Origin of the sequence: Coraliomargarita parva (assembly GCF_027257905.1) — a bacterium.
Lineage (GTDB): Bacteria > Verrucomicrobiota > Verrucomicrobiia > Opitutales > Coraliomargaritaceae > Coraliomargarita_A > Coraliomargarita_A parva.
This window is the reverse complement of sequence record NZ_JAPZEI010000002.1, coordinates 471,407-484,776: the sequence shown is the minus strand read 5'-3', so window position 1 is coordinate 484,776 and position 13,370 is coordinate 471,407. Positions and strand designations below refer to the sequence as shown.

Annotated in this window: 13 protein-coding genes; 7 read left to right on the top strand and 6 right to left on the bottom strand. The window is 55.9% G+C overall.

Annotated features, from left to right (window positions below; translation table 11 throughout):
* Positions 1 to 38 precede the first annotated feature (38 nt).
* The 3 genes from O2597_RS04400 to O2597_RS04390 are packed head-to-tail and all read right to left on the bottom strand — an operon-like array spanning position 39 to position 2,724.
* Positions 39 to 998 carry an ATP-binding cassette domain-containing protein gene (locus O2597_RS04400; RefSeq protein ID WP_269522981.1) on the bottom strand — a complete coding sequence of 320 codons (960 nt, stop codon included), beginning with the start codon at positions 996 to 998 and terminating at the stop codon, positions 39 to 41.
* The gene (locus O2597_RS04395) at positions 998 to 1,693 is read right to left on the bottom strand and encodes a GTP-binding protein (protein WP_345782998.1); all 696 of its coding nucleotides are present in this window, start codon (positions 1,691 to 1,693) and stop codon (positions 998 to 1,000) included. The genes O2597_RS04400 and O2597_RS04395 overlap by 1 nt, the downstream gene beginning before the upstream one ends.
* The gene (locus O2597_RS04390) at positions 1,693 to 2,724 is read right to left on the bottom strand and encodes an ABC transporter substrate-binding protein (protein WP_269522979.1); all 1,032 of its coding nucleotides are present in this window, start codon (positions 2,722 to 2,724) and stop codon (positions 1,693 to 1,695) included. The genes O2597_RS04395 and O2597_RS04390 overlap by 1 nt, the downstream gene beginning before the upstream one ends.
* Positions 2,725 to 2,914: 190 nt before the next feature.
* Here O2597_RS04390 and O2597_RS04385 point away from each other — a divergent pair, with 190 nt between their 5' ends.
* A complete protein-coding gene (locus O2597_RS04385) occupies positions 2,915 to 3,301 on the top strand; it encodes a VOC family protein (protein WP_269522978.1) in 387 nt (128 codons plus the stop codon).
* Between the two features lie 93 nt (positions 3,302 to 3,394).
* On the top strand, positions 3,395 to 4,423 hold the full coding sequence (locus tag O2597_RS04380) for an SDR family oxidoreductase (RefSeq protein WP_269522977.1): 1,029 nt from the start codon (positions 3,395 to 3,397) through the stop codon (positions 4,421 to 4,423).
* Positions 4,424 to 4,448: 25 nt separating this feature from the next.
* Here the strand turns inward: O2597_RS04380 and O2597_RS04375 are convergent, their stop codons facing one another.
* Positions 4,449 to 5,282, bottom strand: coding sequence for a hypothetical protein (locus O2597_RS04375; RefSeq protein WP_269522976.1), 834 nt, complete (start codon positions 5,280 to 5,282; stop codon positions 4,449 to 4,451).
* 169 nt (positions 5,283 to 5,451) lie between these two features.
* On the opposite strand from O2597_RS04375, the gene O2597_RS04370 reads away from it, so the two are divergent.
* Together O2597_RS04370 and O2597_RS04365 are read left to right on the top strand one after the other, a co-directional pair.
* Positions 5,452 to 6,264 carry a S1/P1 nuclease gene (locus O2597_RS04370; protein ID WP_269522975.1) on the top strand — a complete coding sequence of 271 codons (813 nt, stop codon included), beginning with the start codon at positions 5,452 to 5,454 and terminating at the stop codon, positions 6,262 to 6,264.
* Positions 6,265 to 6,283: 19 nt separating this feature from the next.
* Positions 6,284 to 7,147, top strand: coding sequence for an alpha/beta hydrolase (locus O2597_RS04365; RefSeq protein ID WP_269522974.1), 864 nt, complete (start codon positions 6,284 to 6,286; stop codon positions 7,145 to 7,147).
* 96 nt (positions 7,148 to 7,243) lie between these two features.
* Here O2597_RS04365 and O2597_RS04360 read toward each other — a convergent pair whose 3' ends face one another.
* Positions 7,244 to 7,975 carry a glutathione peroxidase gene (locus O2597_RS04360; RefSeq protein WP_269522973.1) on the bottom strand — a complete coding sequence of 244 codons (732 nt, stop codon included), beginning with the start codon at positions 7,973 to 7,975 and terminating at the stop codon, positions 7,244 to 7,246.
* A 223-nt stretch (positions 7,976 to 8,198) separates the two neighbouring features.
* Here O2597_RS04360 and O2597_RS04355 point away from each other — a divergent pair, with 223 nt between their 5' ends.
* Positions 8,199 to 8,531 (top strand): hypothetical protein, encoded by a 333-nt coding sequence (locus O2597_RS04355; protein WP_269522972.1) that lies wholly within the window; start codon positions 8,199 to 8,201, stop codon positions 8,529 to 8,531.
* Between the two features lie 15 nt (positions 8,532 to 8,546).
* Here O2597_RS04355 and pyrC read toward each other — a convergent pair whose 3' ends face one another.
* The gene (pyrC, locus tag O2597_RS04350) at positions 8,547 to 9,545 is read right to left on the bottom strand and encodes a dihydroorotase (protein WP_269522971.1); all 999 of its coding nucleotides are present in this window, start codon (positions 9,543 to 9,545) and stop codon (positions 8,547 to 8,549) included.
* Positions 9,546 to 9,731: 186 nt separating this feature from the next.
* On the opposite strand from pyrC, the gene O2597_RS04345 reads away from it, so the two are divergent.
* Entirely contained in the window at positions 9,732 to 11,246 is a 1,515-nt protein-coding gene (locus tag O2597_RS04345) for a sialate O-acetylesterase (RefSeq protein ID WP_269522970.1), read from the top strand.
* 599 nt (positions 11,247 to 11,845) lie between these two features.
* Complete coding sequence (locus O2597_RS04340; protein ID WP_269522969.1) at positions 11,846 to 13,285, top strand: S1 family peptidase; 1,440 nt, start codon at positions 11,846 to 11,848, stop codon at positions 13,283 to 13,285.
* The last annotated feature ends 85 nt before the right edge of the window (positions 13,286 to 13,370 follow it).

Sequence of the window (13,370 nt, the reverse complement as noted above, 5' to 3'; positions counted from 1 at the left end):
TGCAGTATACCGGCACGATCGGTTTACAACTACAGAACTCACAAGTCCCCGATACACTCGCCGGCACGAAGACGCCCTCTCACACGAGAAAGCACGGCGTCCATCTGCTTGAGCTCTTCACAGATATTCCGTTCGACGTCTGAGGTCTCAATCACCTTCGCGACAGCACCGTTGGCAATCACGAGACGCCGCACGCCCGAAAGAGCCAGTATCGGATCATGGGTTGAGAGGAGTACGATCTTCCCCTTCCTGACAAACAGGTCGAGTGCACGGTTACGGTCCACCCCCGCATTCTCGATCTCGTCAATCAGAATCACGGGCTTGGGACTCAGGTAAGCGGCATCCGCGATCATCAGCGCGCGGGACTGACCGCCACTGAGCTGGGTAATCTGGTCCTCCGGGCCAAAAGGTTCGCCGGCCATGGCGACCGCCTCGTCCAACACACGGGCCACCACCGTATCGACATTCTCAAGCGCACGGCTTTCCGCATGCATGTAGAGAAAGTCCCGTACACTCAGATCCATAATGAAATTCATGTTCTGGGTAATCTGTGCGACGAGGCTGCTTTCGCCGGAGAAACGTCCGCCAAAGTCGGGAGCCTGTCCGTTGACCAGGACACAGCGACCGGTCGGCGTATCTCCTTGTGCCAGACATTCGATATCAGCCAGAAGGCGACTTTTGCCCGCTCCTGTCGGCCCCACCAGACAGACCACCTCGCCGGGCTCAAAATGAAGGTCGAAAGCTTCCGGACAACCTGATTTGTCCCGACCAGGGAGTATATCGAGTGCGCGCAGGGGGGGCGTCTCGTCATTGAGAATGCCGGCGTTTTTCGCATACTCGGAATAAGCCTCCAACAAGCGGCCCAAGGTAAAACCGGATTCCTGGCGGGTGTTCCATGGCAGGGATTCCCAGTAAGCCTTCAGATCCGCAGCGTCCGTTGCCGGAAGATGGTACAAGTCCAGAAAGGCATTCAAGTCGATCGGTTCGTCCACAGCCATCAGCCCGCCTCCGGAATTTGTATTTTGCGCAGCGTGCCCTGCTGGTGTGCCTCGCCGATACGCAGTTCCCCGAAGCAATAGGAACAGACCGCAGTCGGTACGGAGAATCGCATGCGGCCACCGGCAAGCGGCGCATCCGCCGGGGCTTCCAACCACAGGCGCCCCAGGTCCCAGGCCCCCTGCCCGGTGATGCCATTGATAAAAAGAACCCTCGCCTTGGGGTTCACCTGCCTGACCCGAAAGGCAAAAACCTCCCGCTCCGCCTGACTGACGATATCCCCTTTCGTAACCACAACGATATCGGCGGTTTTCAGCATGGGGCCGACCTTGCGCGGTGTATTGACACCGGAAAGATTATCCAGGACACAAACGGCCAGAAAGCCGCGCACATGTGGAGCACAGCGGTTGCACAGGCCCGCGCTTTCGCTGATCAGCAGATCCAGCCCCTCGCTCTCGGCCCAGTGCACACAATCCTCGATATTCGTAACGAAATAATGATCCGGACAATAATTGGCGGAGATACCGGTGAGAACCGGAATTCCTGCCGCCTTGAACAGGTCCGCATCCTGCGAACTCAGGCAATCGAATTTGACCACACCGATCCGCTTGCCCGTATCCGACATGCTGGCAACCGTCTTAAGGATGACACTCGTCTTGCCACAGGATGGCGGCCCACCAACTGTGATAAGGGAAATCACAGGTGAAGCGCCTCCTGAAAAACGGCCTGCATGGCTTCCCGCTTGGCCTCCAGGTCCGGTTGACGGAAGAAGTCCCAGCCCGCCCAGCTCATCTTTCCGGGCAAGGCAGGCTGTCCTTCGTAGCTGTAAACCGGAGGAAAGCCGACCTGGTCGAGATAGCGCCCCCACTCGGGCGTAAACAGGAAGTCGATCGCCAACTGTGAGGCTGGACGACGCCCCTTCCGCGCCAAGACCATGAGAGGCTGAAACCATGCGCCTTCCTCCGGCCAAACCAGTCGCGCCTTTTCACTTCGATGGCAGGCCTTGGCGAAGAAATAGTTCAAACAATAGATGGCAGTTCCGTCCGGATGCCCCGCCCCGATGGCCTTCATCATTTTCGCGGGCGCCCAGAATTGCTTCATATTGGAGGCCAGCGCCCGCAAACCGTCATCACCGAAGTTCTTCCATGTATTGAAGAGCATGTTGTCCGAGAGCTCGTTGTCGTCGTGTCCTGCGAGCGTGATGTCTCCCTTGTAAATCGGGTTGCCCAGATCCTTCCAGCCCAGGGGTGACGGGCGGTCGCCCAACTTTTCCAGATCCACCATGATGACGGATGGAAAGCTGGCGTACAGATGCATTGCTCCCAAAGGATCCTCCAAGCCGGCTTCCGCAAACTCCGGACGAATCTGCGTATGGATTCCGGCATCATCCGCATATACCCCGGAGGCAATCCACCGCTCGTGTCCTTCCGCGGTAAAGAAATCACTACTCCCGCCATCGGTCATCACTCCTGGCATGTCCGACGGATCTTCCCCCTTCCAGACAAGGTCGTAGGGATCATTGTCACCGCTTCCATGAAAACAGCCATCCGGCGAAAACCATTCAATCGGGCCAAACTCCGACTTGTGTGCGTTGAAGTAGGCATGCATCCGCCGTTGCAACTCCTTGCGGATCGGACACGGCGCGTACCCCAGATAGTCCAACTGCCTCGCGGGCGCCCCTTCATTTTCAGGGAATACGGGTTCCTCTTCAAGTAGCTCGTTTGTCATGCATCAAAGTGCAGCAACTCATATACCCATGATTGCCACTGTACAGATTACGAGCACTGGCAGAATAAGCGCTAATACACACGACAAACCGGGCTGATTCGACCGGAAGCCGACATGCCGATCGGAGCTAATTACAATTCCCTTGAAGAAAAGCTTGGGAATAGGCTGAAACACCAATCATATTCACGGCATGCGAATCGAACATTTTGCCTATCAAGTCGAAGATCCGGACGCGATGGCCCGGTGGTATAGCGAACACCTGGGCTTCCAGGTAAAGCGCTCCGCCGACACTCCGGTGCCGGTACGCTTCCTCGCAGCAGGGAACGACCAGGTCATGATCGAAATCTACAACAACCCGAAGGTCACGACTCCAGACTATGCATCCATGGACCCCCTCCTGCTCCATCTGGCTTTCGTCTGTGAAGACCTGTCCGGCACCCTCAAACGTTTGCTGGAAGCCGGAGCCACTTTGGTCAACGGCCCCGACCAGTTGGAAAATGGTGACCAACTCGCCATGCTTCGTGATCCCTGGCAACTGCCGATTCAGCTCTGCAAACGTGGCATCCCGATGCTTTAAAACGCCCCCCTTACACAACGCCCCCCCCCCCAATGCCACGCAAAGAAACGGCACAAGTTTGCATGTTTGGCAGTTTCCTACCAATACTGACTCATGAAGATCCTCTTTATCGGCGGCACCGGTAACATCAGCGCGGCATCAGTACGCCGCTTGATCGGGCAAGGCCATCAGGTCGTCCTGCTCAATCGCGGAACACGTCCACCGGAGAGCTACGGCATCGAAGGCGCGACCACGATCCAGGCGGACATCCACGACGAAACGGCGACAGCGAACTCTTTGAACGGGCAACACTACGACGTTGTCGTGAACTGTATCGCCTTCAACGCATCTGATGTGGAACGTGATGTACGCCTGTTCGCCGGCCGATGCGCGCAATATATCTTCATCAGTTCCGCCAGTGCCTACCAGAAACCGCTACAGCAGTTTCCAATCACAGAATCGACGCCACTGGAAAATCCCTACTGGGACTACTCGCGCCAGAAGATTGCCGCCGAGGCGGCCTGCATGCAGGCCTATCACGATTCCGGATTCCCGGTCACCATCGTTCGCCCCTCGCACACCTATGAAACCGTGATCCCGGTTGCGATCGGTGGCTGGAACAATTTTGCCATCATCGAACGGATGCGGGCGGGGCGGCCTGTCCTCGTACATGGGGATGGGACTAGTCTTTGGACCATTACACATTCAGAGGATTTCGCGATCGGCTTTACCGGGCTCTTCGGACACCCGCAAGCGATTGGCGAAGCCTTCCATATCACCTCCGATGAGGTGCAGAGCTGGAATCAGATCTACGATGCGGTGGGCCGGGCAGCCGGAGTGGAGCAAGTCAACAAGGTACATGTCCCCTCCGAGTACATTGCCAGAATGGTGCCCGGGATGCGGGGCGGGCTCTTGGGCGACAAGGCAGCCAGTGCGGTGTTCGACAACAGCAAGATCAAGGAGTTCGTGCCGGCCTATAACGCATCGATTCCATTCCAGGAAGGTATCTGCCGAACCATTGAATGGATCGAAGCCGCCTCCGGGCGCAAGCAGGTCTTCGAGGATGCGAATGTGATGATGGATGCCGTTATCGAAACCTACCTGTCCGCATACAACCGATTGCAGCCGCTTCACTTCAAGTGACACGATGTCTGACCGGTTGCCCGGGCTAGCGTTTCAGTTTACGTGTCGTGAATACGTACTCATCCCAAGTGTCAGAGAAACCACCTTCCTCATAAACGATGCTCTCAATGACCGTGCTGCCGATATAGACCTCACTCTTGGCCGGCAAGTAGTACGCCCCCTCTTTTGTATAGTGGGGGATCCGGTACCTCCAGTTCACCCGAGCCCCTCCGGGCTGAAAGCTGCCGCGGCTACGTATTTCCATCAATAGGAATGTCTTCGCATCGAAGAGCAGTTGTATATTCTCCAAACTTACATACCCGAATTCGATCCGGTACATTTCCCGGTTCCCCAGCATTTCCTTGCCGCGATAGGCAATCCAGTCGGGTTGCAGGTTCGGATCGGTCAGCACTAAAGAGGGGAAGATTCGGATCGCGTAACCTGCCCTGGAGGCAAAGGACTCCTCTTCCACTCGCGGCGCGCCGAAGACCCGGCTCAGGACCCAGACATTACTTCCGTCATAGACCTCATCCACGGTCCGGGTCGCTCCGCTCTTGTAAAAACTATACCGGCTATAACCTTTGTTTGGAGGGATAAAGGTCGAACTGTACTTGATATCCTCAACCCCGACAAGGGTATCCCAGGCGGTCACATTCGAACCGGAAAGACGGAAACAGCGGTCCCCGTACAAAATGTCCTTCTGCCCGCTGGCGACAAGGAAGTTCTGGATGATACGATTCACCGTATCCGGTGCCACATCCTTCTCATGGGCCAGATCGGCAGGCTTGGCCCGGTATTCCCAAGCCGCCTGAAGAGCAACCGGGGCGAGGCAAAGAACAAGCATAACATTAATGACGGATACAGAAAAGCCACGTTTCATAACGCTCTATTTGACAGCTAAACAATGAAGATCAAAGTGCTAAATTCGAAAAACAAGCACCTGGCGGTGCCAGGTGGCAACGCGCCGGAATGATTCCAGCGAAAGATGCCCCTTCACCACATACGATGGAATACGACTTGCTAGGCTCTCATTCAAAACATTTCGCGACATGACGCTCTCCTTCAAAATACCTGCGCTCACGCCCTGCTTGCGTTTACCGATAACGAGCGCGCTCCTTCTAAGCTTTTCAACAGCCTTTAGCTTCGCCTGGGGACCGACCGGGCACCGGGTGGTTGCTCAGATCGCGGAAGAACACCTGTCGCCACAAGCCAAAGCCGCAGTCGAATCCTTGATCGGCCCCGCCAGCCTCGTCGACGTCGCGAACTGGGCCGATGAAGTCCGGGCCGACCCGAGCTACAATTATGCATCGAGCTGGCACTATGTAAATCTTCCCGACGGTGTGGCCTATGAGCATGCACGAAAACATCCGGACGGCGATATCTATGGCAAGATCCTGGAACTGATCAAAGTGCTCCAAAACCCGGATACGCCCCGGGCTGAGAAAGCGGAGGCCCTGAAATGGCTGGTACATTTCACCGGCGACATCCACCAACCGCTCCACGCCGGCTACCAGAAAGACCTGGGTGGCAATTTGGTGACCTGTACCTGGTTCGGAGAGCCCAGCAACATCCATGCGATCTGGGACAGCAAACTCATTGAAGCGACCCATCTCAGCTACACGGAACTGAGTGCGAGCATCGAGCGAAACGCCGTCGTCAAGGTCGAATCGGGCCCTGCACCTAAACCGGAAAGATGGCTGCAGGAATCGCTCCAGTACCGCAAGGTCGCGTACCAGATACCCGGCGAAGGCAAGAGCGGCACCTACCGGTACATCTTCGAGCATACGGACCTGATGAAACAAAGACTGAGGCAAGCCGGCTTACGTCTGGCACTGACCCTGGATTACGTTCTGGCCGAGTAAAACCGCATCAATTACCAAAATGAACAGGATACACTTACAGTCGACACGCGGTTATTGGTACTGGACCCTGGCATGGATGGTCGCCTCCATTGTGGCCCCACAGGCGCGCGCCGAAGTTTCGAGCAGCGAGCTTCCGGTCCTGACCGGAACAGACATACACACGATCCAATCCGATTCCGTCGGGGATGCATTTACACTCTATGTCCGAGTGCCCCCCGAAGCGGCCAGCGAACCGGAACGCAAATTCCCCGTGATTTACGCTCTGGATGGCGACCACACCTTCCCCATGATGGCATCGGCCGCAACACAACTGAGTTGGTCGGGCGCGCTGCCCCCGGTCATCATCGTCGGAATCGGCTATGGCACCCTGGACCTGGAGAACGGCAACCACCGCAGCCGAGACCTGAGTCCGCAACCGTACCGAGAGGTACCCGGTTCCGGCGGCGGAGCGAAGTTTCATGCCTTTCTCACCGAAGAAGCCTTTGCTTTCATCGAAAAGAAATACCCAGTGTATCCGGAGCAACGTTACCTATTCGGTCATTCGCTCGGAGGCCTGTTTGCACTCTACACCTATGCGAAGAGCCCGGAGTATTTTAAGGGCATCGTGGCAGGCAGTCCCTACCTGAATGGTCAATTGGACTTTTTGACTGAAGTCGCTACTACGACCCAATCGCGCACATGCAAACTCTTCATCGCAACAGGCGACCAAGAAGACGCCGCATCCTTCATCGACGACCTGAAGCCACTCAGGGAAAAGCTGGATTCAGCCTGGGCCGCCGACGGGACTGTCGAAATGGTGCTGCTTCCCGGATTCGATCACTTCACCATGGTCGCGCCCTCGATCAGCATGGGCCTGCCCTTCGTATTTAAAGAAGCGGAATAATGCCGGACCTCGAGGGCTTGGATTCAGGGGACACCCGACCGAATCCAAGCCCTTCGCCTTTTCGGGACTACGCAGCCCCGGCATTGCTTCCGCCCGCTAGAGGAAGAAGCGCTCCAGCTCCTCTTCAGTGCCGAGATAGCTGCCGTCCTTGTAAATCTGTGGTGCGGTCTCTTCGCCACAGATGGCTTTCAGTCCGGCCAAAGTGATATCCTTGCCGACGACGACTTCCTCGAAGGGATAGCATTTTTCCTTCAAGAGCGCCTTGGCTCGCTCGCAGTAGGGACAACCGGGCTTGGTAAAGATGGTCATCGGCTCCTGCACGCTGACTTCGGGAGCGAGATAGCGAAGCATGGTGTCGGCATCCGAGACTTCAAAGGGGTCGCCCTCCTTGACCGGCTCGATGAACATCTTCTTAATTTCGCCGTCCGAAACATACATGGAATAGCGCCAGGAACGCTTGCCGAAGCCTAGATCCGCTTTATCCACCAGCATGCCCATCTGGTCGGTAAATTCGCCGTTGCCGTCCGGAATCAAAGTAATGTTTTCCGCCTCCTGGTCTTCCTGCCAGGCATTCATGACAAAGCTGTCGTTGACGGACACGCAGACAATGTCATCCACACCGTTCTCCTTGAAGAGACCGGCGAGCTGGTTGTAGCGCGGCAGGTGCGAGGACGAGCAAGTCGGTGTAAACGCACCGGGCAGCGAGAACACCACCACGTTCTTGCCGGAAAAGAGCGAGTCACTGCTGATGTCCAGCCAGTCGTCACCCTTGCGTGTACGAAATGTTACCGATGGTATGGTAGCGCCTTCTTTATTTTCGAATGTCATAATGCTAAGTAATCTGTGATTTCGCAGGGTTCATACATAAGCCAATCACAGACCAGTTTCATGCCTTCTGCCGCATCTATACAAAACTATTAGCGAAGGCTAAAAACAGAATTAGAGCACATTCAGTTTGAACACATAAACGGTGCAGAGACATGCATTGACCTGGGTAAAAACGTACGCATGATCTGCGTCCTAAGCCCAAAACGCAAACCGCGTCATGCCAATGAAAACAATTCTGATTACACTCCTTGCCGTCTTTACGTGCCTACTACCAGGCTACTCCAAGCCGGAACCGACCCCCGACCAAACAAGCGGCACCATCACCGGTGTCATCGCCCGCAAGGACGGGCCGAAGATCGTGGTCGAATCCAAAGATGAAAGGCTCCAGCTCATTCCCCACTGGCGCGGCGGCATGCCCAAGGACGGCGGCGGCTTCGACGAAAAGATGGTGAAGAAGCTGAAGCGCTTCGAAAAGGGAGACTATGTGACAGTGGATTGGGAATTTTCCGAACACTACCGTATTCTCTCAATCCACAAGACGGCCAAGCCGGACTAAGGCTCGCTGCCGGAATTAAGAGATCTCCGCGACCGCCCATGCGAGGGTCTCCCCGCCGCGGTAAGGCACCACCTCGCCATAGCGCTCCGGAACAGTCATTCCCGTCTTGCGAAGGGTCACCGTCTTGGCGGGTGGCGTGTAGCCGTGGATCCGTTGTGCATTCCCGCTGACAAAGGCCTGCAGCTTGTCCAATGCGGCATGCTGCTCGAACAACTCCACCAGCACCGGCAGGCACACCGGCGCCGTGAACAGTCCCGCGGCACAACCACAGCATTCCTTCTTGGAAACCGGGTGCGGGGCCGAATCACTACCGAACATCAACTTTGGGTGGGCTTGAAGGGCGGCCTGAAGCAGGGCCTCGCGGTCCTCCGGGCGCTTGGCAATCGGCTTGCAGAATAAATGGGGCTGTAAGAGGCCTCCTGCCACGTCATTGAGGGTGATCATCAAATGATGCAGGGTCACCGTGGCATAGAGGTTGGCGTACTTGTCGAGGAGCTCGACCGCATCGCGCGTCGTAATGTGCTCCATCGTGATCCTAAGCTTCGGATATTTGCGCGCCAGGTGTTCATAGCTAGCAAGGAACTCCCGTTCCCGGTCCATCACGAAGCCGTGGGTCTCCCCGTGGATCATGAGGGGGATATCAAGTTCCTCCATCAATGCGAACGTTTCTTCGACCTCGCCGAGTGCCTGAACTCCGGCCTCGCTGTTGGTCGTCGCACCGGCCGGGTACAGCTTGATGCCAAATATGTGTTCCTTCGCCGCGAGCAGTTCCTCCTTCGTATACTTGCGGAAAAAAAGCATCATCAGCGGGTCGAAGACATCCCCATCCTTGGCGTTCCGGATTTGCTTTCGGTAGGCAAGCAGGCGCTCCAGGCTGTCGACCGGCGGCACCAGGTTCGGCATAATGATCGCCGCCGCGAAATCCTTGCTGGTCATCGGAGTGACATGCTCCATCATGGCCCCTTCGCGGAGGTGCAGGTGCATGTCGATGGGTGATTCGAGAGTAAATTCCATCCTGCACGGTACAACAGTCCGTAAGTGATCTGCGACAAAAAACCGAATCCGATGCAGCGGCGCTCGGCAACAAATTGCGCACGGCGGCGGTTGCCTCCTCCGGCATCCCAACATGCCCTTAAGGAGCTGTATTTTCCTGCGAATGTCGCCAACCGAACCCGGTTGTATGCCGACCTTTTAGACCCAATGAAACGACTCACGACTTGTTCCCTGCTCCTGCTCTTGGCCACGATTTATGCCAAGGCCGAAATCCGGTTGCCGCATATTTTCGGCGACCACATGGTCTTGCAGCAGGGACAGGCAAATCCGATCTGGGGGCAGGCGAAGCCCGGAGAGACCGTCACCGTATCGATCGAGGCGCAAAGCCACCAAACCAAAGCCGGCCCGAATGGACACTGGCGCCTGAAACTGGACCCAATTCCGACAGGCGGACCCTACGAGCTGAAAATCAGTGGATCCAGCGAGTTGACCTTCCACGACGTACTGGTCGGCGAGGTCTGGCTCAGTTCCGGCCAATCAAACATGCGCTTTGCCGTCAAGGGTGCCTACCATGCACCTGTAGAGATCGCTTCGGCTAATTATCCACAGATCCGACTCCTCAGCTTGCCGAACCGCGGCACGGAACATGCGCAAGACGACTTTGAGGGCGAATGGAAAGTGTGCAGTCCGGACACGGTCGGCGGCTTTTCGGCCGTAGCCTACTTTTTTGGCCGACGCATCCACCAGACCCTGAATGTTCCGGTCGGAATCATCAACTCCGCCTGGGGCGGCTCGTCGGCTTTCGGTTGGATCGACCGTGAAGCGATAGCGGATTTGCCGATCTACGCCGATACGATCGAATACTGGCGACAAGCATGCGACGGCTACACGGATGACGTACAGGCCCAAAAGCTTGCGGAGTACAAGGCGTGGGAAGCGGCGGGCAAACCGGAACCGAAGTTGCGCTCCCCCTGGGACCCGCGCTACAGCCACCATCGCCCGGGCAACTCCTTCAATGGCGTGATTCATCCGATCGTGGGCTATGGCATACGTGGCGTCATCTGGTATCAGGGTGAAGCCGACGCCCCCCGCCCGGAACTCTACCGCGACCTCTTTCCCCGCTTGATTCAAAACTGGCGCGATGCATGGGAACAGGGCGACTTCCCCTTTTATTGGGTTCAACTTGCGGATTACGAACCGAATCCGAATCGCGAACAGATGGAAGATGGCGGCCTCGCTTATATCCGCGCGGTACAGACGGAAACCTTGGATAAATTGCCGAATGTCGGACAAGCCGTCATCATTGATACCGGTGAAGCCCGGAACGAACATCCCAAAGACAAGCAAACCGTGGCGGATCGGCTTGTTCGTCATGCATTGGCCAAAGATTACGGATATGCGATCAGCTGCGAAAGCCCCCGACTGGAACGAACGAAGATCAAGGACGGAAGCCTGCTCTTGCATTTCACCTTTGTGGAGAAAGGCCTGTATGCCTTTGACACCCCGGAAATTCGAGGATTCCGCATCGCAGGAACAAACGGGATCTTCGTCGAGGCCAAAGCAGAAATATTAGAGCCATCAACTATCCGGGTCTGGAATCCGGAGGTTCCCCATCCGATTGCCGTCCGCTACGCATGGGATAGCAACCCCGATTGCAATCTTTATGATCTAAACGGCCTACCGGCGACTCCCTTCGAGTCAAAAATAACGACTCCAGATTAGACGAACTAAGTAACCCCAGAGGAAAAGTACCTGAGCGCCTGATCTGGTTTGACGCACTAATTTCATTCTCTAAATGGTTATTCTGCTTCGAATCCATGATGGCCGACTTACGATTCCAATACATTTTGCTTCCGTTAATGGCATGCTTGGCGGCTCTGGTCAAACCGTGCGCTGCCATCCCTGCACCCAGCGATCTGGCGCTGGAGAACGGCACCCAGATTCGAGGGGTCGTGGAACAAATCCGGGATGACAAAGTGTACCTGACACTGAACAACGGAAACCCCTGGGTCCATCCGATGAGTGCTTTTTCCGACTCTTCCAGGACTCAGATTATCCGATGGGCATTCGAAAAAATCAGGGCAAACCCGAATTCCATAAGCATTGAAACAACTGAAGTCAGCCCGAACAACTACGAACCTCCCCACTTTAGCCCGATACGGCTGAAGTGCCGTGTCAGAAACAATACCCCTTTTGACTTCCCGTCGGACATCGTACTCGCGTACAACGTGCACAAGCTGACATTTTCACCGGCACGCAACTTATCTGAACCCGGGTTATACAACTACCGTTTAGAGACGAGAACCAGTTCGAGCCTCCATATGTTTGAAGGACTGAAGAGCCGTGAAAGCGTTGACCTCCATGCGATCGCCTCGCCCCGCTTTCGAAATAATCCCGCACGTCAGAAGCAGCAGGTCTATCCGGATTCCGCACTGAACCCCGACCTGCAATATTTACTTGGCGCTTCCTTTAGAATCGGAAGTTCCGCTTCCTACGACACCCCGCCTCGCATTGAGCGCGATATCTTGGAGCTTCGTCTCTTTTGTGGCGGGGAAGAAATTTACCGCTACCTAAACATGCCGGAATTCGAAACCGCAGTTGAAGGCCAATGGCGGATGCCGAAGCCCCGGTCTAAAGACGCAACTGCCGCAAGTCGCCCGAATCCGGCCGGAACCCGCCCCACCCCGGACTCCGAATCCCAAGAGGACGCTTCCGCTGAAAGTGAAAGCAATGCCGAAACAGAGGACAGCAAGCCAAGCATCGAAGTGCCGGCGATCTCCTACGAATCCATACTCATCATTGATACGGATGAGGGAACGGGAACCGGCTTTCTGGTGCGGATCAAGGGGCGGGACTTTGTCGCCACCAATGTCCACGTGGTCGCCGGAAGCAACTCCGCACGCTGCAAAACAGTGGGCGGAAGTCAAATACAGCTCCCCGACAATTTCTTTATCGCAAAGGACCGTGACTTGGCGATTTTCCCGGTACAGCATGAGGGCCAATATCTGGAAGTGGAGCCGGATGTCGCCCAAAGCGTACGAATTGGAGACGAGATGACTGTCTTCGGCAATGAAGCCGGCGCCTCGGTGGTCACACAATGCTCCGGCAAGATTCGCGGGATCGGCCCTTCCCGGATCGAAACAGACGCCAAATTCATTGAGGGCAACAGCGGCAGTCCGGCCATCCACCATGAAAGCGGCAAAGTGATTGGGATCGCTGCCTTCTATATTGAATATGAGATACCCGAAGCTGACAGAGACTCCCAGACCGATGAGGATCAACACCGCAATCCATATTCGTCCCGTACAAGCTCAAACCAAAACAATGAAAAGGAAAAGGTCCGACGTCGCTTTGCGGAACGTCTGGACAATGTAAGTGAGTGGGAAGCCGGCAGCTTTGCTGCCTTGAGTGATGAAAACAAGGTACTTGAGCAATACACCGACTACCTGATGGGAGTCGCGCAGATAGCCGTCACCATTATGAAAGAAAAGCGGGTGCCCTACGCACACGAGTCTAGCGAAGGCGTTCGGACGGAGTTGGAGAAGTTCCACTCACGCTATAACAACACACGTAATGCCGGTTCCGATGGGAATCGCAGGGCGCTGGATGAACTCAAGGGAGAGCTCGAGGCGGTGATGGGAGTGTACTACAGGCAGGCGGAAAGTCAGATCCGCTCCGCCTTCTACAAAAACGAGCTGGAACGCGCGCATGATTTCGCCCAAAAGGTCGATGCCTACATGGACGGGGTGCGCTCCTATTAGTCGATCCTTCACTTATTTGATTCTGCCTGACACACTCCCACGGCGCATCAGGCAGACAGCTAGACAACACCCCGTCCGCAAAACA

What these genes read in the sequence shown, in the direction of transcription:
- O2597_RS04400 (WP_269522981.1), bottom strand. Translation starts at nt 998, where the DNA reads ATGGCTGTGGACGAACCGATCGACTTGAATGCCTTTCTGGACTTGTAC.
- O2597_RS04390 (WP_269522979.1), bottom strand. Translation starts at nt 2,724, where the DNA reads ATGACAAACGAGCTACTTGAAGAGGAACCCGTATTCCCTGAAAATGAA.
- O2597_RS04385 (WP_269522978.1), top strand. Translation starts at nt 2,915, where the DNA reads ATGCGAATCGAACATTTTGCCTATCAAGTCGAAGATCCGGACGCGATG.
- O2597_RS04380 (WP_269522977.1), top strand. Translation starts at nt 3,395, where the DNA reads ATGAAGATCCTCTTTATCGGCGGCACCGGTAACATCAGCGCGGCATCA.
- O2597_RS04375 (WP_269522976.1), bottom strand. Translation starts at nt 5,282, where the DNA reads ATGAAACGTGGCTTTTCTGTATCCGTCATTAATGTTATGCTTGTTCTT.
- O2597_RS04370 (WP_269522975.1), top strand. Translation starts at nt 5,452, where the DNA reads ATGACGCTCTCCTTCAAAATACCTGCGCTCACGCCCTGCTTGCGTTTA.
- O2597_RS04365 (WP_269522974.1), top strand. Translation starts at nt 6,284, where the DNA reads ATGAACAGGATACACTTACAGTCGACACGCGGTTATTGGTACTGGACC.
- O2597_RS04360 (WP_269522973.1), bottom strand. Translation starts at nt 7,975, where the DNA reads ATGACATTCGAAAATAAAGAAGGCGCTACCATACCATCGGTAACATTT.
- O2597_RS04355 (WP_269522972.1), top strand. Translation starts at nt 8,199, where the DNA reads ATGAAAACAATTCTGATTACACTCCTTGCCGTCTTTACGTGCCTACTA.
- pyrC (WP_269522971.1), bottom strand. Translation starts at nt 9,545, where the DNA reads ATGGAATTTACTCTCGAATCACCCATCGACATGCACCTGCACCTCCGC.
- O2597_RS04345 (WP_269522970.1), top strand. Translation starts at nt 9,732, where the DNA reads ATGAAACGACTCACGACTTGTTCCCTGCTCCTGCTCTTGGCCACGATT.
- O2597_RS04340 (WP_269522969.1), top strand. Translation starts at nt 11,846, where the DNA reads ATGTTTGAAGGACTGAAGAGCCGTGAAAGCGTTGACCTCCATGCGATC.